The sequence below is a fragment of the Listeria sp. SHR_NRA_18 genome, from assembly GCF_003856515.1.
GTDB lineage: Bacteria > Bacillota > Bacilli > Lactobacillales > Listeriaceae > Listeria_A > Listeria_A newyorkensis.
On sequence record NZ_QPKR01000005.1, the window covers coordinates 262,054 to 284,250 of the forward strand.

Sequence of the window (22,197 nt, forward strand, 5' to 3'; positions counted from 1 at the left end):
ATTCAAAAGAGACTTAAACAAGGGATAAAAACCTGTATACGGTTACTTTAAGAATTACCAATATTTTGTTATGATAGTATTATAGAAATGAGGAGGTATTTTTATGGAATTTCATAAGCAGCTAGAAGTCGAGCGAAAAAAACGAGGAATAACTTTAACCAAACTTGCAAAACAAATAACTGAGTATACGGGGAATTCGATGACAAGCGATCGAGTACGAAATTGGGAACTTGGTATCTCAGAAATTGATGTTACTTCTTTAAGGTATCTGTGCATGTTATATAGTATTAAGGCAGATGATTTCTTAAATAGTAACGTGGATCCAGATTTTGATTTGAATCAACAGTATTATCAATTTGGAAAGCAAATAAATGATTATTGTCAAGTTGATAATATTTTTGAGTTTTTGAAAATATATGATATTGCTGATGAAAGAGATTGGATTTTTGTTCCTAAATATGATATTATTGCTCGCACATATGAAGATTATTTGAAAAAAGATACTATAGATGATTTAGAATTATCTCGTTGCAAAGCTGCATTAACTAATTTACGATTTTGGATGATTGAAATGGATTCATGTAATGATGAATCAGCAGAAAGTATTATGGATATATTACATGTAGATAATTCTGGAAAGTTGAGTATAACAGACACACGAGATCCAATAAGTATAAACCAAGTGATGTATGAGATAGAGGAATTACGTACAGATCTTATTTCAGTATTGCAGAGTTCTATTTTTGATGAGAAGGAGGTAAACCCATGGCGTTACATTTAAAGTTGAAAGAAGAGCGTAAAAGAAATAATTGGACACAAGATGTTTTAGCAGAAAAAGTGGGTGTTTCTAGAGAAATGATTGGTCGCTGGGAGCGTCAGGAGGCAATACCAACCGTAAGTAGCTGTATTCGTATATGTAAAGTGCTAAATATCACAGTTGATTTTTTGATTAGAGATGATATCGACTCAAAAAATAATCAAGTGAAATATACCACGCTTGGCAAGAGTATTTTAGATTTAGTTGACGAAAGATACCCTATAGATTTCTTTCGAAAATATTCTATTGTATCAAAGGAAGAAGTTTTTTCTATACCTCGCAAACAAGGCTTAGATTTTTTAAATAAAGTTGGAGATGAGATTGAAAAAGCTGAGACCGAAGAGTACGATAAAAACCTGAGAAACTATATGAGACAATTTATTTTCAGCTGGTATAAGTTTAATAAAGCGAGATTTTTACTTGCTAAGGAACAAAAAGCAATTGGTTTAGAAATAAATGCTGTTTTATTTTCACAAGAGGAAATAAAGCGGGAGTTAGAAGGTCTATATTCCGAACAGCCTATCATGATGTTGAGAGATTTGATGGTTAAACGTTTGGAAAATTATATATGTGATGAATACAATATACAACGGGATAATTTATCAAAAGATTATGAGTTTGATAATGAATGGAGTAAAAACACATATAAGTTGATGGATTAAGTGCAAGGGATTAAATGTAATAATTTGGTGATATTCATGATATAATTATGATAACGTTTACTTGAATGGGTGATTAGATAAAAATTATTAAATATATTATAGAGGTGAGGAACAGTTATGTATTTATCAAATTTAAAAATAAAAAACTTTAGAAATTACAAATCAGGAAATTTCAATTTTAAAAAGGGAACAAATACTATTATTGGTGAAAACGATGCAGGTAAGTCTAATGCTTTAACAGCCTTAAGAATTTTATTAGATGATAGTTATTATTATGGTAGTAAAAACCTAAAAGAAAGTGATTTTTCGTATTACTTGGGAGAAAATTGGCGTGGTGAATGGATAATAATCTCCGCAACATTTGGCGGTATAACAGAAGAAGATATGGATAATGAGATATGTTCAACTTTATCAATAGCTGAGATAGAAAAAATTGATGAGACAGAGAATATCGGTGAAGTAAGTAGACTATTGACAAAAGATATTGATGGCATAGGTAGTTTAACATTATTTATTAGACCCAATAAGAGTATCAGAAAAAAATTACATGATAATAAAGGTACAGCAGAGTTCGAAAAAATTCGGGGAAATATAAGGCTAGTCGATTATGAATTTTATTATACATCAAAATCTGATTTCGATTTTTTATCAGACGACCATTATTATAGCCTAGTTGGAAATTTAAATGAATCGCTAGCTATGGATCCTTCTGATGATGACAGTGCTATATTAGGTACAAAAATTGATATGATTGATATTTATCAACATATTTCAGTTGTCTATATTGATGCACTACGAGATGTTTTAAGAGAGATGAAAACATCAAAAAACCCCATCCGTAGAATTATAGAAGCTATTGAGTCAAGTATTGAAGTGAATCGTATAGAAGATGTTAAAGGAAAAATTAAAGCCTTAAATGATGAAATTATTAGTATACCTCAGATTAATGATATTGGAAACATTTTGAATTCTGAACTGAAAGATATTCTTGGTAGCGTTTATTCGCCTGATTTAAGCTTGTCTTCAAATATGTCAGATGAAATAAGTTCACTTTCAAAATTTCTTTCAATGAGATCAAAAGATGACGATGAATTAGAATTATTAGGGCTAGGTCATCTAAATATGATTTATCTAGCATTAAAAATTGTAGAGTTCGAGAGCTGTAGATCTCGTGAATTGTTAAATATTATGTTGATCGAAGAACCAGAAGCTCATATTCATAGACATATACAAAAAACTTTATTTGAGGGGCTAAGTGTTAAAGAAGGCTATACTCAACTTATTATGACAACGCATTCTGTTCATCTTGCAGAGTCGTCTGAAATATCTAGAATGAACATAATAAAATCATATGACAAAGAATCTATTGTGATGAGTCCATCAAGTGGACTAGATTTATTTGCTAGTGAAAAGTTGGAGAAGAATATGAATCTTGAAAAGAATATAGAACGGTATTTAGATGTGAAAAGAAATGGGTTACTTTTCTCAAAAGGGGTAGTCCTAGTAGAGGGGGATGCCGAAGAAATCTTAATACCTAATCTTGTGAAAAAAGCTTTTGGAATTTCTCTTGATGAAATTGGAATTGGATTGATAAATATTGGGGGTACAGCATTTGAATACATAGCTAGTTTGTTTGATGCGGAGCGAGTTATGAGATATTGTGCTATTATTACTGATTTAGATCAGAAGGCCATTCCAGAAGAGAGTCCCTTGTACAAAAAAAGGGCTGAGGAAATAGGAGCAAAGCGAAAAAGAAAATTAAATAGATTGTTCGAGGAAAACAATTGGGTGGATATGTTTTATGCTGATACAACTTTTGAACTTGAATTTTTGGAGGATAATGAAAAATATATTATTCCAATCATAGAAGGGAATTTTTCAAAAACGACTACTGTTCAGGAATATCTTAATGCATTAGACGGAGATGATATAAAAAATCGCAATTTAGCAATGCTAAAATTAGCTAATAAGCTTGGAAAAGGCTGGTTTGCGATTGAAATCAGTAATACTATTGATGAATCAGTGAGCATTCCCAATTATATTCTAGATGCTTTAGCTTTTGCATCACAAGAATCGATGTCTATAGCAATTTATATAAAACTAATAAAACATGAGGCACTATACATCGGTAAAGAGGATGAGTTTATTAAAGATATAGAAGTTGCACAAAATAATGAAGATGCATTGAAAAATATAGTTAAAAAATATCTAGAAAAATATGATTATGAGGCGTCTTATTTTATAAATGCTTGTGAAGACTACTTAACTTTATTAGATGAAGGAGTGTCATGTGATGGATGATGCTACAGAATTCCTGCACGATCTAAATGAAGAACAAAAAAAAATTGTCGAAAGTTTAGATAACCTATATATTACAGCCTGCCCAGGAAGTGGAAAAACAAGAGTACTAACACGAAAAATCGCCTATCAAAGTGTAGTAAATAAAAATTCTACTAAAAAAATAGTTGCTATTACTTATACTAATCGTGCAGCGGAGGAGATCAAAGATAGGCTAGACTTTCTAGGAATTGATTCTCCAAGTGTTTGGGTAGGAACAATTCATCAGTTTTGTTTGGAATTTATTATTTATCCATTTGGAATGAATCTTTCGAGATTATCAAAGGGTTTTAATATTGTAGATGGATATACTCAAAGTGAATATGTGGAAGAAATTTTATCAAAGCTTAATATTGAAATAAAAGGTCACGAAAAAAACAATATCAATTTATCGTTAACCACAGAAGGGGGTATATTAGAAAAACGGTTCCCAAAAGTAACTTCAATGTATCATCAAAAATTATTGGATAATAAAGAAATTGATTTTGACTTAATATTATTGATGGCGCATCAAATTTTAAAAGAGTCAAAAATAACTTGTAAAAATATTGCACGAGTACTAAGAACAATTTATGTGGATGAGTTTCAAGATACAAGAGATATACAATATAATATTATTGGTCTATTAACATTTGCTAACAAATCTATTCAAGCTCTTTTTGTTGGAGATGTAGATCAGGCTATTTATGGAGCGCTTAATGGGGTTGTAAAGACAGTTGATGAACTTGCTGAACTAACAGGTCTTCCCTTTAAGGTTGAAAAATTATCTGGTTGTTATCGTTCCACACAAAGAATGGTTGATTTTTATTCTGAATTCCAACAAAACTCTTATAAGATAAGTAGTCGTGGAGAAAACAGAAAATATATCGGTAAAATTTCTCATATAACGGATGTTCATAAAGATGATGTATCAAAAAAAATTGCTGATATTATTTTATATCATTTGAATCAAGGTGTTCCAGAGAATGAAATATGTATTGTCGCACCGCAGCATTATATACTTTTTTCTATAGGTGATAAATTAAAGGAATTATTACCAGACTCTAAATTTGATGCTTTAACAGTATCCCCAATTAAGGTGAATGATCATAGTATGTTTTTTAAATTATCTAGGTTGTATTTCACGGACTCTGGAAATAAAAATAGACTACGAAAAAGAATTAGTTCAGAGATTTTAAAAATATTAATAAACGAATTTAATGTCAATTTGCCAGAGGACTTTATCTCAACTGATTTATTGAAAGAAATTAATGCTAGTAAAAGACTATGTCAAACTAATAATGGTCTAGAATATTTTAAAGAAACAACTGTATCCTTATTTTGCAAACTTAACATAACTTCACCACTTTATCCAGAAATTTTTGCAGCATTTGAGAGCTTTATTAAAGAAACAAAAGAGCGAATGGAAAGAAATAAACTAGCATCAGATATAGAAAACTTCAGAAAAGTATATTATTCTAGAAGCGGAATTACTTTAACAACTGCACATAAAGTTAAGGGAGAAGAATATAATACAATGATAGCTATTAATATTTTAGATGGTAAAATTCCACATTGGAATGAAATTTTTGGTTCTCCTGACAAAGGGTTAGGTTCAGCAACAAAGTTATTATATGTAATTTGTTCCAGAGCGAAGGAGAATTTATATCTGATTTCAGAAAGGGGATATAAAACGAATAAGGGTATCGAGTATGAACCAACATTTTTAATGAAGAAATATCAATTTTCATATGACATATTATCTCATTCGTCAAAAGTTATTGAGTAGTTAGTCGTAAAGAATATGAGACAAAACTAAAAAGAAAGAAAATAGAAAAGCAGGAAGCCTTGTATTAAACCATTTAAGGAAATGGCAAATACAAGATTCCTGCTTATTTTTTATTTCTAACCCGTTTGTACCAGTCTTTATACATTTCTAATATATCATATCAAACTAATAAATTTTTAAAATAACATTTATTAGTTTGATATTTTTATAATAAAGGAGATAATTTATTTCAAAATCAAATCCTCAAAGAAATCATTAAACTCAGCATTGAAAATGATTTTCAGTGCAATAAGTTCACTTACGCGTATATTCATGCGATTAGTTTCTAATTTTGCATATGTACTTTTCGAGATATTTAATCCCATGATATTCATCTTTGCTACTACTTGATCTTGTGTCATTTTGGAATCATTTCTTAGTCGTTGAATGTTCTTACCAATATCCATATCTGGTCTTATCTTTTGCATCGTAATTTCACCACCTTACATATAATTTCGTCATAGCGAATTATTATATTGATTTTACTATCTATTTCCATTATAATGTTTCGTAATAGGGAAATATTTCGCTATGAAGAATTTTTTGGAGGTGGTGAGCAAATCTTGAGTGATTTTATAGAAAATACTGCACAGAATTATGTTAAAGAACAATATCATCAAAAATCAGAAGAGCAGCTAAGTGAACTAGTTGAAACGTTTACACATGGGTTTAAGTTAGGGATGCAAATAGCTTTTGATGCAATAGTGACTAAAAAGGAGGGGAAAGAGAATGAAATTTAAATTTAAGACAGACCGATTCTCATTGTTAGTAAAACCAGATTTATCGGTGCACCTTCAAAATATACATGGAGTTACTGACAAGGTAGAGTTAGTTGTACAGACTAAAGCTTGTAGTTATTCGATTGATATTCAGGATACGGAACGTTTGCAGAGGTTATTGCCAATTTTACAATTAGAAATACAAGCTATCTTAGTAACTTATCATTTACAATTAGTAACCAATAACTTTCATTTGCAAGGGAGTACCTGCTATTTTGATTTTACTACCAGAGAGGTGAGTATGTGATGGAGAGTCAAACAATAGAACAAGATTTTGACCAGTTTTGTCTGGCGCGTATAGAAGGCATTTGTGAGGGAGATAGTAATCACGAAGCGTTCCAAGAAAAAAGCCAATGTTATTATCAATTGCGCGATCAGTTAGAAGAATTATGGAACCCAGAAATAATTGCTTATCTTGATGCTCTGGAAAAATATCAAGTTGAAGCCTTTCTTTATATTTACAGAATAGCTTTTAAAGAGGGGATGAAATTCTTAAAAGACAAATAAAAAAACATCCAGCAAAAGTGAATGATTTCTTGTTAAAGATATTAGGATAAACTAGTTAAGCACTTGGAAAATTTGAATTAAAGTGATAACATTTTGATAACAGAAATTTGATTAAAGCTAAATAATATAGAAAATATGAATTTAAAGTGCATAAAACAGCACGAAAATTAAACTAATATGTTTAGTTTTAAAATCGATTTACTGAGTGGGAGTAAATTCCAAAGAGTTTGAAATCCTTTTATAGGGTTTCGGCTCTTTTTTTGTACTTAGAAATGTTATAATAGAACTAAATACAGCCCAAAAAGGAGCCAACCCAAAATGCCAATAAAACTAATCGCAGTCGATATGGACGGCACATTCTTGAATAACAACCAAGACTACAACCGCGAACGTTTCCGCCAACAATACACTGAATTAAAAAAGTGTGGTATCCGTTTTGTTGTCGCAAGCGGAAATCAGTATTATCAATTAAAATCATTCTTTCCAGATTTTGCGGACGAAATTTCTTTCGTGGCTGAAAATGGTGCGTATATCGTTCATTCCAATGAGGAAGTTTTTTGTGGTGAAATGAGTGAGAATACGGTGCGCAAGGTCCTTGATATTCTTCGCGATTTCCAGCCCAGTAGCCTTGTTGTTTGTGGCCGGAATAGTGCGTACGTTGGCGAGGCGGACTTCAATCAAAGCTTGAAATACTACCATAAATTAAAGCGCGTGGACGATCTCTATACCATCAACGATACAATTTTCAAATTCGCGCTCACGTTTAACGAATCGGACGTGCCAGAAGTGTTGGATAAATTGCATGAAAGCGTTGGCGATTTTATTACACCAGTCACGAGTGGAAATGTGTATATTGATTTGATTATTCCCGGTTTACATAAGGCGCACGGCGTGAAGCGGATTCAGGAGCTATGTCATATTGAAGATCATGAAACAGTCGCTTTTGGAGATAGTGGTAATGATATCGAGATGCTGCATCATGTGGCATACGGTTTTGCGATGGGAAATGCGACGGAGCCGGTCAAAAGTGCTGCGAATTATATGACCGACTCGAACAATGAAGAGGGCGTACTTAATACGATCGACGCTATTCTGAATAAAGAGTACCCATTTAACTGAAAAAGACCGAACGCTGAGCTTTTTGGGCCTAGTGTTCGGTCTTTTTCACCGTCTCAACAATCTGCGTAATACATAGGAAAGCACGAACCAAACAACGACACTAATCGCAATCGTAGTGATCCAGCCAAACGGATTGTGTTCCAGCGGCAAAGGCATGTTCATCCCGAAAAATCCGGTAATAATCGTAGGAATCGTTAGCAAAATCGACAACACCGTCAAAATCTTAATCGTATCATTCAGATTATTATTCAAAATATTATTATACGTCCCCGACAACTGCTGCAAAATTTGCGATGATAATTGCGTCATCTCAACCAACTGCTTCGCCTCAATCACCGCATCTTCAAATTGCTCTTTTTCACTCGCATCGAGCGTCCGATAAATAATATGCGTCTTAATCTGCTCTAACAAAACCAGATTTTGCTTGGATGCGGAGACAAAATAAACAATGCCAGTCTCCAAATCAGATAGAGAAAGTAAGTTTTGCTTCGTCGTTTTTTCCTTCAGTTTATCATTGATCGTTTTTCTATCGGCATCCATTTGCTCGACGAACGGAAAATACGAATCGGTAATCATAAATAAAGAACTAAATAAGAACTCAAAAATCGTTTTTCCATCGTTGTTGTCCAAATATCGCTTCATTTTATCCGCCACATATTGATTTTTTGCATTCGTCACCGTAATAAATTGCGAGCCTTTAATCAAAAACGTCATCGGAATCGTCTCATAATGATCGTCAATTTTTTCATTGTTCGGCACGTTGAAAAACAGCACAAACGTATTCGTAGCTAAATCATACTCCAAATGGGCGCGCTCGTTTCTATCCAGCGAATAAGCCACAACTTCATCATCAATTTCATATTCCTCGTAGAACTTCTTTAATTCTGTAGGATTCTCAATGTTGATATTAATCCAATCATATTCTCCATTTTTAAAAGGTATTTTAGTAATCACTGCCTCATCTCCCTTTTTTCTGACTGAGCCTCTAATTATTATAGCAGTAATTTTGAATAAAGGAAGTCCCGAACGGAGTCAGTTTAGAACCATTGAATCAGCAAAACGCCGCCAACCATCGAAAGCACGCCGAGTACGCGGTAACGATTAATCGGATGCCGGATAATGCCGAACCAGCCGAAATGGTCAATCGTCAGCGCAATAATCATCTGCCCGCAAAGCGCCAAAACAACGGTCAGCGCCGAGCCGAGTAGCGGTAGCAGTAAAATATTCGATGTAACGAAAATAACGCCGAGTGCGCCACCAGTGAAAATCCACCACGGAATTCGACCAACGCCGCGCAGTTGAAATGTCAGTCTGCGTTCGACAATTAGTGATATGAGTAGGAGTAGCGTCATCCCGACCAGAAATGAAATCATCGAAGCAATAATCGGCGAATCCACCGCAATCCGCAATCGGCTATTAATGGACGTCTGAATCGGCGACATCATGCCCGCCACGAGCCCCATGCACATAAACGCGATCATCGATTTAGATCGTTTTGTTGTCATAAAAAAGCCTCCCTTAGTATCGCTGCATCAGAATAACGCCGAAAAACATCATTGCGATTCCAATGACTCTTGGCAAATTAAGCTCATGAACCGGCACACTGAACCAACCAAAATGGTCAATCAAAAGCGCCATCACCATTTGCCCACACAGCGTAATCACGACAGTTAAAGCCGATCCAAGTCGCGGCATTAATAAAATATTTGACGTTAAAAAGAACACACCAAGCGCGCCACCGCCGAACCAAATCCACCAAGGATTAACCGCCAGTATATGTAAATCAAACGTCCAACCGTGCTCAAAAACGAGTGCCAGTGCGATCAAAATAATACTTCCAATCAAAAAAGACACCCAAGAGGCGATAAAAGGCGATTTTGTATAGCCGCGTAGTCGTGAATTGACCGCTGTTTGAACAGGAATAGTCATCCCTGCCATCAGCCCAGCCAACATCAGTAATAGTGTCATCAAACAATCCCCCTTTTTCATTAGTAGTATCATTATAGAACAAACGTGCGGATCTGTCGTTTATATTGCTTTCACCGCTAAAAATTCTTTCAACTTCTCCCAATCCGCAATGAGTTGTGGTTCTATTTTACGATTGTAGAAAATAGCGGCAGGATGGAATATCGGAAAAACATCGTATGCTTGCTGAGAGGGGACATAATTAGAATCGGCGCCAAGCTGTTTGATCTTCCCATGCCAAATAGTGCCATGCGACTCAGAAATCGTCATGTTATTATCGATGAGGCGCTTCAAGGAACAGCCACCCAAAGCGATGATTAATTTCGGCTGGACTTGCGCAATTTCATAATCAAGAAGCGGGGCGTGTAACAGGATTTCTTTTTGTTTTGGCATTCGATTCGGACGTTTCTCGATTTTCTGCCCAGTTTTATCGATGATTGTTTTCCTGCCAAATGGGCGACTTCGAACGATGCTTGTAATATAAACTTGATCGCGTGTTAAACCAGCGATAGCAAGCGTTTTATCGAGTTCCTTGCCAGAACGCCCAGTAAATGGGACTCCAGTTCTAATCTCGACTTCACCAGGAGCCTCACCAATCAACATAATATCAGGTGAAAAATCGCCATTACCAAATACGAAACCCTCCAAGTCAAATTCTCTATTTTTAAGGATAATTGGATCGATTAAATCGCGCGGATAGGTCATATTATCACTCCCAAACTTGAACTTTCTTCTATTAAATTATAACATGGAAGAGAGACAGGAGGAGAAGGGATGCATTTTTTGAAATTATTTTTTAATGCCTTGGTCATTATTGGGCTTATTTTATTGGTCGCCAGATTAGTGACGGTCGCATTGCAGTTCGCGGGAATCGAGTTTACCACTTTCTTCGTCGATTACTCGATACCATCGCTAGGAATTCTTCTAGTTGGTGCGCTCGGAAGCTGGTTTATCGACAAACGTCAGAAATAGGAAAGTGGTCTGCTCAAGTTGCTAGCAGACCACTTTTTTCGTTTAATACCCGATGGCTTTCACTGTCATTTGAACTTTGCCTTTAACGGTATAAACATTCGTTGCAAAGAAGGCACTAGATGGCGTTGTACCAATTAATTCTTGTGCTCCTTTAGCATTTTTTTGATAAATTTCATAATAGCGAACGTTGCCAAGCGCTTTATCCCAAGTGATACGAGCGTTTGTTTTGCGTTCTGGTGTTACTTTCTCAGCTACTTTGACGTTCTTCACCGCGCCGACGTAGCCAATATCTGTTTTGCCTTGAAGCGCAATTTCACCGATTCGAATTTTTGCATTAGATTGTGTTGCGGTCGTTGTTGTTTCAAGCGAAATTTCTTTAATCGTTTTGCCGTAGTAAGGACTGAGCGTCGTTGCCCAGTTGACCCAGCCGGTGCCCGAAGCCTTCAACGCGACTTTACGAGGATTTTTCTCACCTGCAAATTGCAACACGAGTTTATGTGCATTTCCAGTACCTTTCACCTTCATCGAAAAAGTTGTGTCGCGCTTTACTTTGACATCCGTTGCGAACAATTTCGTCGTTGTCGTCCCATTTTTCACCGTATTTCCAGATAAAAGTAGGGAAGAAGCGCCAGTGTAAGCGTCATCCGAAGCAATGCTAGCCGCTAATTTATTGCCACCTTTATTATCCAAAATAAAGCGATAGGTCGGCATCACATCTTGCATCCCACGCTGATTCCATTCGCCAGTTTGCAACCGAACGCCATTCTTATTGAAAAAGGTTCCTTTCCCAGTATTAAAATTGGTTTTGAGCGGGAGTGCTGAAATACCGGATTTCTCTGGGAAATATTTTGCGATACCTTGCCAATCCTTTGCGCCAGTCACATTTTCAGGATAACGCGGATCGACTTTATTGCCATTCCAAAACTTATTTTCTTTTGCTACAAAATCAGCCTCACTCGTCGAATTGTAGTAAACCCAGCCAGGAATATAGAGGCCGAGCGAAACAATCGGCGCTTGCCCAGCTGGAGGGAAAATCGCGCCCCAATTGACATTACTAGTATAGCCATTGGATTGAACATCGACGCCAGCATATAATTTATGCGGATTCACACCGAGCGCGGCCGCATTTTTATTAGAGGCAGCAAGACGGTCCGGATTCCAGCGAAAGTCAATAAACATCCCATTCGAAACCGCTTTTTTATTCTGCGTTAAGAAAGGACTATTCTTCTCGTTCAAAGCACCTTGCCAATCAATTTCGCCAGTCGTCGTCATCGAGTCGTACCAAATGATTTGCTGATTCGCGCCTTTTTTAGCTTGCATATACTTCAGTACATTTTGCATAGCAACGGAATCAGCCGTTGTAAAACCAGTCGTTTCCTGATTGATAAACCAGCCATCGAAACCGTAATAATTCGCGACCTCCAGCAATTTATCAGCCACAGGATACCGCCCATTCGCATCCTTCGTAATAAACTGCTTCACCCATTCGGTCTTTCCACCATACACATTCGGCGGGAAAAAGACAGTCCCGACTACAGGCACGCCGTTTTTATGCGCCATATCAATCGTGTCGGCGCTCGGCGGAATAATAATCCCTTCACCAGAAGAACCAGCCCAAGCAACGAGCACATCAATATATTGCCATTGCGTCGGATTGTACACCTGAATACTCTTAAAACCTTGCGAAGGCGTTCCCGCTGTATGCTGATTGATAATATCAAGCGACATCAGTTCCCCTTTGCTCGTTTGCGTAGCGTTAGATTTAGCTGATGTCACTCGTTTTTTCAAAGGAATCGTGCCTTTATTAAACGGTGCATCTGGATCTGTTTTTGGACTCCATTTTAGCAGTTCATTTGGGAACCAGTAAGAGGCAAACGGCTGTCCCGTCTTCGCTTGCGTCTCCTTATCCTCCGAGGTCATCGCATACGCGCCTAAAGATGGAGCTAGTAATGAGGCCAAAAGTGACAAACTAAGTAAAGCAGTTAACATTTTCAGTTTTTTCATACGTCTCTCCCTTTCTAATAATAATAATGCGCTTACATTTCTGCTAACAAAAACAAGATGCTGTCTCAAGCCTACTACAAAAATTTCCAATAAAAAATAGCTGATTTAAAGATTAATAGACTAATCTTAGTTATGCGCTTGACTCTCCACCTATGTCATCGTTTAAAATAAAGGTATCAAAACTTAACAAGGAGGTACAACATGTTCCAAATCGGCGAATTTTCTAAACTAGCAAACGTAAGTATCCGATCTTTGCGCCACTATGATAAAATTGGCTTACTCATCCCTGAAAAAATTAACGCAGAAACCAATTATCGTTATTATTCAGCGAAGCAACTACAAACCATCAATAAAATCCAGAAACTAAAAGAAATCGGGCTCAGCCTCTCCGTCATCAACGAAATTCTAACATCCGGATCCGACGCCAAAACCATCCAATCCCACTTTGCGATTCGTGAACTGGAATTACAAGAAGAGTTGGAGACAATCAAGCAACAAAGCCTGCTTCTAGAAAGTTCGCTAGCCGTTCTAAAAGAAGACAGCGCCAAATGGAACTATCATATTATCAAAAAAGAGATTCCAGAACGCTTTGTTGCCAGTATTCGAGACACGATTCCGGCTTTTGCGAGTGAAGGTTTGCTTTGGGAACGACTGTACGCAGAAATTATTCCGCAGCAAGTCCACTTTGCGAAAGAGCCCTACAGCATGGCCATTTTTCATGATGAAGCTTATCGTGAGGCAGATGTCGATGTTGAGGTTCAAGTTGCCATTAAAACCGCAGACTACGAGTCAAGAAACGGTATATTTTTCAAAGAAGCCTCCGCAGTAACTGTCGCTTCTGTTATAATAAATGGGAGCTACGAACAAATTACAGCCGTGACTGAAACCGTCGCGATTTGGCTAGAAAATCATAATTATCAATTAAGCGGCCCGATGTTCAATATTTATCACGTCTCCATCGCGACCGAACCCAATCAAGAAAACTGGGTAACCGAAGCATGTTTCCCAATAAAGGAGGAAAACCATGAAATATGAATGGCGAAAACAAGACAAAAAAATCTACTTACCAAAAGCAAATCCAGAAATAATCGACCTCGGACCAATGAAATACATCACAATACGCGGAAAAGGCAATCCGAATAATCCACTGTTTTCAGAATTAGTCACGGCATTATACGCCACGTCCTACGCGATAAAAATGATGCCGAAAAAAGGGGTAACCCCTGAAGGATACTATGATTACACGGTATTCCCACTAGAAGGATTCTGGAGTTTAGAACCCGGAAGTCTAGCCTTTGATAAAGACAAACTAACATACAAAATCATGCTACGCCAACCAGACTTTATCACACCAGAACTGTTCAAAATGGCCAAAGAAAAAGCCGCTAAAAAAGTTTCCGAAGAATACCTGAATCAATTAAAGCTAGAAGAAATAACAGAAGGACTAAATTTGCAAATGCTACACGTGGGAAGCTTTGACGACGAACCAGCATCGTTTGCAAAAATGGAAGCATACTGCGAAGAGAATAATATAGAAAGAACAAGCAAAAACCACAAAGAAATTTATTTATCCGATTTCAAAAAAGTAGCACCAGACAAACTCAAGACAACACTGCGATTCGAAATAAAATATAAATAATAAAATTTGAAAATCTCGATCTACTGTGAAACTAGGTTGAGATTTTTTTTGCCCAGATATAAACATTTATATAGAAGAAAGTCGATTTTTTTACATAATAATTGTTTTCTACCCATTTTTCATACTATAATGGATGGAAGGGAAACGGGAGTATTTTGTGTTAGCAAGGATTGTAAGAAATGAGGTCAAGATTGTTATGAGAACACAAGCACTGTCGAAGGAATACAACATCGTTAACGACAAAAAAAGAATGCAAACCATTAAAATAATGGCCACAGCTATAACCGTGATTATGCTAATTGTCGGCGTCGTACTGGCTCTACGCGAATCCGTACCAGTCAACTTCACTGTAACAGGCATTATTCTATTTTGCATCGCGCTATACATTGTTTTCACTATTCATGAACTCATCCACGGACTACTTTTTTGGGTACTTGGTAACGGTAAACTAAAAATAAGCTTGAAAAAAGGTATGCTTTATTTTAACTGCCCCAATCAATTATTCACAAAATGGCAATTCAACATTATCAGCATCGGACCATGTGTTTTATTAACCCTGATTCTCGTTATTTTAGCATTGGAATTTCCAGGCGATTTAGTAGCCATTTACTTACTGATTGTGGCGCATTCGGCCTTATGTATGGCAGATATGTACACTGTGAAAATCGTATCTTCGGCCCCAAAAAAAGCGAAAATAAGAGATACAGAAGATGGTATAATCATGGAATCAAAAAATAATTTCTAAGCCTTAGGATGGTTGCAAAATATACTGCTTTTCGGATACAATAAGACAATAGGGTAAAAAGGGCATCAAGGTACAGAAAGTAGGTTTTACAAAAATGAGACGTCGGAAGAAAACACCACTTCTTATTGGAATTTTACTTGCAGTCGTTTTACTCGGCGGTTTGGCTTTTTTCGTAGCAGATAAATTGTTTTTTACAGAAGACGAGCCAGTAGAAGTAACGCGTGTCGATCCAAAACAAGAATTCATTGAACTACTAGCTGGACATGCACAACAAATACAAGAAAAAGACGGCATTTTGACTAGTATTACCTTGGCCCAAGCCATTTTAGAGTCTGACTGGGGGAACAGTGGACTAGCAACAGATGGACGGAATTTGTTCGGCATCAAAGGTCGTTATCAAAACGATTCCGTAACAATGCCAACACAAGAATACGAAAACGATACGTGGGTCACTGTTGATGCCGCATTTCGAAAATATCCAACATGGTTTGAATCACTCGACGACCACGCCAGTCTATTTTTGAAAGGAACTTCTTGGGATAAAGACAAATATCGCGAAGTTGTACAGGCAAAAGACCACCGTACAGCGGCCAATGCGCTACAAAAATCGGGCTATGCAACAGATCCAGGTTACGCTGCTAAACTAATTGACCTAATCGAGCAAAGAAATTTACAAGCCTACGATAAAATTTACGACACGATTATTTTCAGAAAAAACATCCAAAAAGTAGGTTCGCCAGTGCTTACAAAAGATACTACTATTTGGTCTAGTCCACCCAGAACAAAAGGGTCTAAAAAGACAAATGATTTGGCGAAATATGGAACGGAAAAAGTAGAAATCGTCCAAGAAATGAGGACTGAAAATGGCAGTTGGTACCAAATAAAAACCGGTTCAAAAATGTTGGGCTGGGTAAAAAAAGATGTGATTCGCATTAAAACGCTATAAATTTATGGCGTTTTTTTGATGTGTTCAAAAATAAAACATATCTGGAAACTGGCTGTGAATAGCGGTCTAGACACATTATGTAATATTATAAACAGAAATGACACATTCCTGTAACCTAAATGCAACACTATTTTTGCTAGAATGAACCCTGTTGATTTGAAAAGATACATGAAAACAAAAATACTATAAAAAAATCAGAAAGAAGTGTAGAATAAACCGAATGAAAAAATCAGTCAAACGCAGCGTAGCTATTTTAGGAACCATTGGGATGATGATGGGCACAATTGGTATTCCAGTTAGCACATATGCGGCAGAACGAGAAAATAATTCAACGATAAGCTACACCAATTCCCAGCAGAATTTTCTAGATAAAATAGTGCCAGATGCACAGAAACTACAACGCGAGCATGGCGTTTTAACAAGTGTAACGATTGCCCAGGCTATTTTAGAATCAGGATGGGGGAAAAGCGGCTTAACACAACAAGCTAATAACCTATTCGGAATTAAAGGTAGTTACGAAGGTCAATCCATCACGATGAACACGAAAGAATTTTTCGATAATAAATGGACGACGATAGATGCTCCATTCCGCGCGTATCCAAGCTATTATGAGTCACTAGAAGACCACGCTTTACTATTTGTTAATGGACCTTCATGGAATCCGAATAAATATGCAGGCTTAGTTGGCGAAGAGGACTACAAGAAAACAGCCCAAATCATTGAAGATGGCGGCTACGCAACAGATCCTAACTATGCGGAACAACTTATCGAAACCGTAGAAACATACAACCTTGCGAAATACGACCAAGTATACGATACAATAACCGCTAAAACAGGCATTTACGCATACGGACAGGTGAAGCCAAACACGTCAGCAACGGCGTGGAGCGTTCCCGAAACAATGAAAAATGCAACAAAAAAAGCCAATTTAACGAGCTATAATGGTAAGAATTTACGGCTCGTTAACCGAGCTAACCTAAGCGATGGATCCACTTGGTATGAAGCGACTTTAAACGGTCAAAAAATCGGTTGGATCAAGGCGAATCATTTAAATCTGACTTACACAACGTCGATGGAACAAGAAGTAAATCTAATCAGAGGCGTTGAAAATGAAGCGGGTAAAATTTATGCTTTCCCGGTCATAGACAATAGCACTATTAGAGGCACGCTTGCTAGTCTGGAAGAAGTACATGTAGACAGCCAAGCAGTAGTGAATAATAAAATTTGGTACCGTGTCAATGATGGCGGTAAACGACTTGGTTGGGTTGAATCTCCAACATTAAAATAAATAAGTTAGAAAAACGCGTATCCAGTAATATCCGGATACGCGTTTTTTCTTGAAATTTAAAGGGTTTTATAGAAGTTTGTCGAATAAGAATACTATAACCTCTAAATACGAATCTCTAGCTCCACAGGACAATGGTCTGATCCCATCACGTCTGCATGTATTGAAGCTTCCTCAATATTCTCAGCGATGCGATTAGATACAACAAAGTAATCGATGCGCCATCCTGTGTTTCGGGCGCGCGCATTCATACGATACGACCACCATGAATAGGCTCCTTCAAGTTCAGGATACAAGTACCGGAAAGAATCTGTAAACCCACTTGCAAGTAGGTTAGTAAATTTACCACGTTCCTCATCTGAAAACCCTGCATTCTTGCGATTCGTTTTAGGGTTTTTCAAATCGATTTCTTGATGAGCTACATTCAAATCACCGCACACAATGACTGGCTTGGCTTGATCCAACTTTTTTAGGTGTGCCAAGAAGGCATCTTCCCAGTCCATTCGATAATCGAGACGCTTCAATTCATTTTGCGAATTGGGCGTATAGACTGTAATCATATAGAATTCGGGAAACTCAAGCGTAATCACCCGTCCTTCTTGGTCATGAACTTCAATATCTAAACCATACTGCACAGAAAGCGGCTCAGACTTAGAGAAAATAGCGGTACCAGAATACCCTTTTTTGACGGCGTAGTTCCAGTAATCATAGTAGCCTGACAAATCTAAGTCAATTTGACCCTGTTGAAGCTTGGTTTCTTGCAGACAAAAAATATCAGCATCTACCTCTCTAAAATAATCCATGAAGCCCTTCTTTTCTGCAGCCCTGAGACCATTGACGTTCCAAGAAATTAATTTCAATTCCATCACTCCTTCGATATCTACCATTATACCTCACAATAATTATTAGGTATAATGGTAAGCGGGAGGTAGAACATGAAGTATATTATATTCTTGAGAGCAATTAACGTAGGAGGTAACCGCAAGATAAAGATGGCAGAATTGAAAGAAGCGTTCCAAAGCGAAGGCTATCAGAATATTACGACCTATATTCAGAGCGGAAATGTTATAGCAGAGCGAGAAGAGACAGACCACGAGACCATCCAGAGCAAAGTAGAAGCATTAATCAAGAAACATTTTGGTTTTGATGTCCCAGCTGTAGCATTTAATGTGCCCGAATACGAAGAGGTATTAAAGCGAAATCCTTTCAACGCAGATAAGTTGATGGTTCATTTTCTAGATAGGATACCTGAACAAGCTATGATCCATAAATTAGAGCAATTAAGCCAAGCTAATCAAGATAAGAGCTTACTTGTGGGGAGATTTTTATACATTTCTTTAACCGCAGGCGTATCGGATAGCGTATATTCAAACAAGTTCGTCGAAAAAGTATTGCAAGTAAAAGCGACTGCAAGAAACTGGAACACAGTTTTGAAGATGGCAGAGAAAGTAAATAAGAATTAGGGAGGAAAAAGCAATGAAAAACGAAATAATAGAACGGTTCACAAAATATGTAAAAGTAGACACGCAATCAAGCGAGGCAAGTTCATCGGTGCCAACAACACAAGGACAACTAGAATTAGGGAACATATTGGTGAAAGAATTAAAGGAAATTGGAATGGAAGAAGTAACGATAGATCAGAACGGCTATGTAATGGCTACCCTCCCAAGCAATACCACCAAAGATATGGCAACCGTAGGTTTTCTAGCACATATTGATACAGCAACAGATTTAACTGGTAAAAATGTATCTCCACAAATCCATGAAAATTTTGACGGGAAAGCTATCGTGCTAAATAAAGAGCTAGGAATTGTTCTTTCACCAGAAGCGTTTCCAGAATTGCCTACATACAAAGGTCAGACGCTAATCACAACAGATGGGACAACACTTCTGGGTGCGGATGACAAGGCTGGCATGACTGAGATAATGGTTGCGATGAACTATTTATTGAAACACCCAGAGATTAAACACGGACGAATCCGTGTAGCTTTCACACCAGATGAGGAAATCGGACGTGGCCCACATAACTTTGATGTAAAAGCATTCGATGCTGAATTCGCGTATACTATGGACGGGGGGCCGCTTGGAGAATTAGAGTATGAGAGTTTTAATGCTGCCGCTGCTCGAATCATATTTAAAGGTAATAGTGTGCACCCAGGGACAGCTAAAGATAAGATGATCAACGCAAATAAAATGGCAATGGAGTTTCATAATTACTTACCACAAGAAGAAGTACCAGAAAAAACAGATGGTTACGAGGGCTTCTACCACTTAATCTCGTTAAATGGTGATGTGGAGCTTGCCAAGTCCTACTATATTATCCGGGATTTTGATCATGATGCATTCATTATGAGAAAAGCTAAAGTTTCTGAAATAGTAAAAGAGCTGCAAGCGAAATATGGTGAAGATAATATTGTATTAGAAATGAACGATCAATATTATAATATGAAAGAAAAAATTGAACCAGTCAAAGAAATTGTTGATATAGCCTACAGAGCTATGAAGAATTTAGATATTGAACCAGATATTCGTCCGATTAGAGGCGGAACAGATGGGTCACAATTATCTTTTAAAGGTTTGCCAACACCGAATATCTTTACAGGTGGGGAGAACTATCATGGCAAATTTGAATATGTATCTGTGGAAAGCATGCTTAAGGCAACACAGGTCATCATTGAGATAGCACGTCTGTTCGAGCAGGAGGCTTAATAGTAATATTGCTTATGAGAATAAATCTATTTGGAGACATTCTCATAAGCAATATTTTTCTATCTAGGGAAAACAGATATTTGACCATTATCTAAAGTAACGACATCTACTCCATGACAATAGAAGGGAGATAGCGTTTCTCTAGTGAGCATAGTTTGGGTAGGGCCTGCATCATATTTTTTCCCATCTCTAAGTAATAGTGTGTGACTAAAACATGGTAATATCTCTTCTGTATGGTGTGTTACATAAAGCATAGTGGGAGCGGTGGGAAGTTTGGCAATCATTCCAATCCGGTCTAGCAAACGCTTCTTTGCGAAAATATCAAGGCCAGTACAGGGCTCATCAAGAATCAATAGTGCAGGTTTGGCCATAAGAGCTCTAGCGATAAGCACAATCTGTCGTTCTCCTTGTGATAAAACAGCATACCGCTTACCAATTAATTCTTCGCCCCCACATTCTATCAAAATTGCACGAGCAGATTCTTGTTCTTCAATAGTAGTTTCTTGATACAAGCCGATACTAGCAAATTTCCCGCTAACAACGATAGACTCAGCTAGGTCATATTCCCGTAGTTGCTGTTGCAAAGAAGAACTAACCCAACCAATAGACTTCCGCAATTCTGGGAGTGACGTCTTCCCAAATTGGCGACCTAAAACGTTAAGTGATCCAGAAGTAGGCCAAAGATAGCCATTCAATAATTTCAGCAAAGTAGTTTTTCCAGAACCATTTAGTCCAAGCACCGCCCAATTTTCTTTATTCTTAACAGACCAATCAATAGAATCTAATAAAATTTTCCCATCACGTTTTAAAAATACTTTATTGAATTCGAACATATAGAAATTCCTCCTAAGTAAGATATAGAGTCTTTGAATCTATTTTACATAAAAACAAGAAAATTAGATAATATAAAGTGAGGTATAGATGGAAATGGACAATCAAATTTTAGAACAAGCTAAAGCATATGTACAAAAGAAGTTCGCAAATGAAAAGACAGGGCATGACTGGTATCATATTGACCGAGTTTATAAAATGGCAGTCCATCTCCAAAGTAAAGAAGGTGGCAATCTATTACTTATTAAGATGGCTGCTTTATTTCATGATTTTACGGATACAAAATTGAATAGTGATCCTGTACAGGCAGAACAAGTCATGGAAGGCTGGTTTAGAAGTCACGGTCTAACTGAAGATGAAATTCAAGATATCTCATCAATTATTGAGAATGTATCTTTTAGTCATGGCGGAAGCGGACAGACTAAATTAAGCTTAGAAAGCAAAATCGTGCAGGATGCAGACAGGTTAGATGCAATTGGGGCGATAGGAATAGCAAGGTGTTTTACCTATGGCGGAGCTAAAGGGAGATATATATATAATCTTGAAAACATGGAAGGAAGCAGCATACAGCATTTTTACGATAAGCTTTTATTGATTAAGGATAAAATCCAGACAGATACAGCTAGACCGATAGCAAACAAAAGACATGAGGCACTGGTGGGCTTCTTGGATAGCATTGAAAATGAATGCAATATACAATTTTAATGAATTAAAACAAAACAGTTGCTTTTTATGAACATATATTATATACTTAAAAAGTTCTCGAGTTGAGAGCGCGAAAATATTAATAAAATAAGTTGTTGACACGCTAATATGCTATATGATAAGATATAAAAGTTGTGTTGAACAAAGTACTGACCTTTGAAAACTGAACAGAAACAAAGATAAAACCAATAGAGACAGTGATGTTTCTAGGTAAGAATCGCAGGGCGGAAATAGAAAGCTATTTCCAAAAGTAATACTAGTAAAGTAATTTGCTAGCGAAGTCAATTTGACGCAAGGATTTTATTCACGGTGTTGAATAAGTATTCAGATTCATCTTTATTTTAAAGAGAGTTTGATCCTGGCTCAGG

Annotated in this window: 25 protein-coding genes; 17 read left to right on the plus strand and 8 right to left on the minus strand. The window is 36.9% G+C overall.

Annotated features, from left to right (window positions below):
* The first annotated feature begins 103 nt into the window (after positions 1-103).
* The 4 genes from DUK53_RS09830 to DUK53_RS09845 all read left to right on the plus strand — a co-directional run bounded on the left by DUK53_RS09830 (position 104) and on the right by DUK53_RS09845 (position 5,584).
* Complete coding sequence (locus DUK53_RS09830) at positions 104-781, plus strand: helix-turn-helix domain-containing protein (protein ID WP_036133560.1); 678 nt, start codon at positions 104-106, stop codon at positions 779-781.
* Complete coding sequence (locus DUK53_RS09835; protein WP_036133563.1) at positions 766-1,479, plus strand: helix-turn-helix domain-containing protein; 714 nt, start codon at positions 766-768, stop codon at positions 1,477-1,479. Before DUK53_RS09830 ends, DUK53_RS09835 begins: the two co-directional genes overlap by 16 nt.
* Positions 1,480-1,596: 117 nt before the next feature.
* On the plus strand, positions 1,597-3,780 hold the full coding sequence (locus tag DUK53_RS09840) for an ATP-dependent nuclease (protein ID WP_036133566.1): 2,184 nt from the start codon (positions 1,597-1,599) through the stop codon (positions 3,778-3,780).
* Entirely contained in the window at positions 3,773-5,584 is a 1,812-nt protein-coding gene (locus DUK53_RS09845) for a UvrD-helicase domain-containing protein (RefSeq protein WP_036133569.1), read from the plus strand. Before DUK53_RS09840 ends, DUK53_RS09845 begins: the two co-directional genes overlap by 8 nt.
* A gap of 224 nt (positions 5,585-5,808) precedes the next feature.
* Here DUK53_RS09845 and DUK53_RS09850 read toward each other — a convergent pair whose 3' ends face one another.
* Positions 5,809-6,051 (minus strand): helix-turn-helix domain-containing protein, encoded by a 243-nt coding sequence (locus DUK53_RS09850; RefSeq protein WP_036133573.1) that lies wholly within the window; start codon positions 6,049-6,051, stop codon positions 5,809-5,811.
* A 135-nt stretch (positions 6,052-6,186) separates the two neighbouring features.
* Between DUK53_RS09850 and DUK53_RS17725 the strand changes: the two genes are divergently transcribed.
* The 4 genes from DUK53_RS17725 (at position 6,187) to DUK53_RS09865 (ending at position 8,028) form a co-directional block, all read left to right on the plus strand.
* A complete protein-coding gene (locus DUK53_RS17725) occupies positions 6,187-6,363 on the plus strand; it encodes a hypothetical protein (RefSeq protein WP_201740724.1) in 177 nt (58 codons plus the stop codon).
* Complete coding sequence (locus DUK53_RS09855; protein ID WP_036133575.1) at positions 6,353-6,649, plus strand: hypothetical protein; 297 nt, start codon at positions 6,353-6,355, stop codon at positions 6,647-6,649. The genes DUK53_RS17725 and DUK53_RS09855 overlap by 11 nt, the downstream gene beginning before the upstream one ends.
* The gene (locus DUK53_RS09860; RefSeq protein WP_036133578.1) at positions 6,649-6,909 is read left to right on the plus strand and encodes a hypothetical protein; all 261 of its coding nucleotides are present in this window, start codon (positions 6,649-6,651) and stop codon (positions 6,907-6,909) included. The genes DUK53_RS09855 and DUK53_RS09860 overlap by 1 nt, the downstream gene beginning before the upstream one ends.
* Positions 6,910-7,227: 318 nt before the next feature.
* Entirely contained in the window at positions 7,228-8,028 is an 801-nt protein-coding gene (locus DUK53_RS09865; protein WP_036133582.1) for a Cof-type HAD-IIB family hydrolase, read from the plus strand.
* A 45-nt stretch (positions 8,029-8,073) separates the two neighbouring features.
* On the opposite strand, the gene DUK53_RS09870 is transcribed toward DUK53_RS09865, so the two are convergent.
* The 4 genes from DUK53_RS09870 to DUK53_RS09885 all read right to left on the minus strand — a co-directional run bounded on the left by DUK53_RS09870 (position 8,074) and on the right by DUK53_RS09885 (position 10,698).
* Positions 8,074-8,982 carry a magnesium transporter CorA family protein gene (locus DUK53_RS09870; protein WP_052165084.1) on the minus strand — a complete coding sequence of 303 codons (909 nt, stop codon included), beginning with the start codon at positions 8,980-8,982 and terminating at the stop codon, positions 8,074-8,076.
* Positions 8,983-9,065: 83 nt separating this feature from the next.
* Complete coding sequence (locus tag DUK53_RS09875; RefSeq protein ID WP_036092597.1) at positions 9,066-9,533, minus strand: DMT family transporter; 468 nt, start codon at positions 9,531-9,533, stop codon at positions 9,066-9,068.
* 13 nt (positions 9,534-9,546) lie between these two features.
* A complete protein-coding gene (locus tag DUK53_RS09880) occupies positions 9,547-10,017 on the minus strand; it encodes a DMT family transporter (RefSeq protein ID WP_483306206.1) in 471 nt (156 codons plus the stop codon).
* Positions 10,018-10,056: 39 nt separating this feature from the next.
* Positions 10,057-10,698 (minus strand): uracil-DNA glycosylase, encoded by a 642-nt coding sequence (locus DUK53_RS09885; protein WP_036133588.1) that lies wholly within the window; start codon positions 10,696-10,698, stop codon positions 10,057-10,059.
* 69 nt (positions 10,699-10,767) lie between these two features.
* Between DUK53_RS09885 and DUK53_RS09890 the strand changes: the two genes are divergently transcribed.
* Positions 10,768-10,965 (plus strand): hypothetical protein, encoded by a 198-nt coding sequence (locus DUK53_RS09890; protein ID WP_036081825.1) that lies wholly within the window; start codon positions 10,768-10,770, stop codon positions 10,963-10,965.
* A 42-nt stretch (positions 10,966-11,007) separates the two neighbouring features.
* Here the strand turns inward: DUK53_RS09890 and DUK53_RS09895 are convergent, their stop codons facing one another.
* Positions 11,008-12,969: an endo-beta-N-acetylglucosaminidase gene (locus DUK53_RS09895; RefSeq protein ID WP_052165085.1), complete on the minus strand. Its 1,962-nt coding sequence runs from the start codon at positions 12,967-12,969 to the stop codon at positions 11,008-11,010.
* Between the two features lie 201 nt (positions 12,970-13,170).
* Between DUK53_RS09895 and DUK53_RS09900 the strand changes: the two genes are divergently transcribed.
* The 5 genes from DUK53_RS09900 to DUK53_RS09920 all read left to right on the plus strand — a co-directional run bounded on the left by DUK53_RS09900 (position 13,171) and on the right by DUK53_RS09920 (position 17,587).
* Positions 13,171-14,004, plus strand: coding sequence for a MerR family transcriptional regulator (locus DUK53_RS09900; RefSeq protein WP_036133591.1), 834 nt, complete (start codon positions 13,171-13,173; stop codon positions 14,002-14,004).
* On the plus strand, positions 13,994-14,608 hold the full coding sequence (locus DUK53_RS09905; RefSeq protein ID WP_036092589.1) for a GyrI-like domain-containing protein: 615 nt from the start codon (positions 13,994-13,996) through the stop codon (positions 14,606-14,608). Before DUK53_RS09900 ends, DUK53_RS09905 begins: the two co-directional genes overlap by 11 nt.
* A 196-nt stretch (positions 14,609-14,804) precedes the next feature.
* Positions 14,805-15,353, plus strand: coding sequence for a DUF3267 domain-containing protein (locus DUK53_RS09910; protein WP_161564235.1), 549 nt, complete (start codon positions 14,805-14,807; stop codon positions 15,351-15,353).
* 94 nt (positions 15,354-15,447) lie between these two features.
* Positions 15,448-16,299, plus strand: a complete 852-nt coding sequence (locus tag DUK53_RS09915) for a glucosaminidase domain-containing protein (protein WP_036133597.1) — start codon at positions 15,448-15,450, stop codon at positions 16,297-16,299.
* Positions 16,300-16,519: 220 nt separating this feature from the next.
* Positions 16,520-17,587: a glucosaminidase domain-containing protein gene (locus DUK53_RS09920; RefSeq protein WP_052165086.1), complete on the plus strand. Its 1,068-nt coding sequence runs from the start codon at positions 16,520-16,522 to the stop codon at positions 17,585-17,587.
* 101 nt (positions 17,588-17,688) lie between these two features.
* Here the strand turns inward: DUK53_RS09920 and DUK53_RS09925 are convergent, their stop codons facing one another.
* Positions 17,689-18,444, minus strand: a complete 756-nt coding sequence (locus tag DUK53_RS09925) for an exodeoxyribonuclease III (protein ID WP_036092686.1) — start codon at positions 18,442-18,444, stop codon at positions 17,689-17,691.
* A gap of 75 nt (positions 18,445-18,519) precedes the next feature.
* On the opposite strand from DUK53_RS09925, the gene DUK53_RS09930 reads away from it, so the two are divergent.
* Positions 18,520-19,047 (plus strand): DUF1697 domain-containing protein, encoded by a 528-nt coding sequence (locus tag DUK53_RS09930; RefSeq protein ID WP_036092582.1) that lies wholly within the window; start codon positions 18,520-18,522, stop codon positions 19,045-19,047.
* Between the two features lie 13 nt (positions 19,048-19,060).
* Positions 19,061-20,293 carry a peptidase T gene (gene pepT, locus DUK53_RS09935; protein ID WP_036092579.1) on the plus strand — a complete coding sequence of 411 codons (1,233 nt, stop codon included), beginning with the start codon at positions 19,061-19,063 and terminating at the stop codon, positions 20,291-20,293.
* A 59-nt stretch (positions 20,294-20,352) separates the two neighbouring features.
* Here pepT and DUK53_RS09940 read toward each other — a convergent pair whose 3' ends face one another.
* Positions 20,353-21,126 carry an ABC transporter ATP-binding protein gene (locus DUK53_RS09940; RefSeq protein WP_036092577.1) on the minus strand — a complete coding sequence of 258 codons (774 nt, stop codon included), beginning with the start codon at positions 21,124-21,126 and terminating at the stop codon, positions 20,353-20,355.
* Between the two features lie 88 nt (positions 21,127-21,214).
* Between DUK53_RS09940 and DUK53_RS09945 the strand changes: the two genes are divergently transcribed.
* The gene (locus DUK53_RS09945; RefSeq protein WP_036092574.1) at positions 21,215-21,829 is read left to right on the plus strand and encodes an HD domain-containing protein; all 615 of its coding nucleotides are present in this window, start codon (positions 21,215-21,217) and stop codon (positions 21,827-21,829) included.
* The last annotated feature ends 368 nt before the right edge of the window (positions 21,830-22,197 follow it).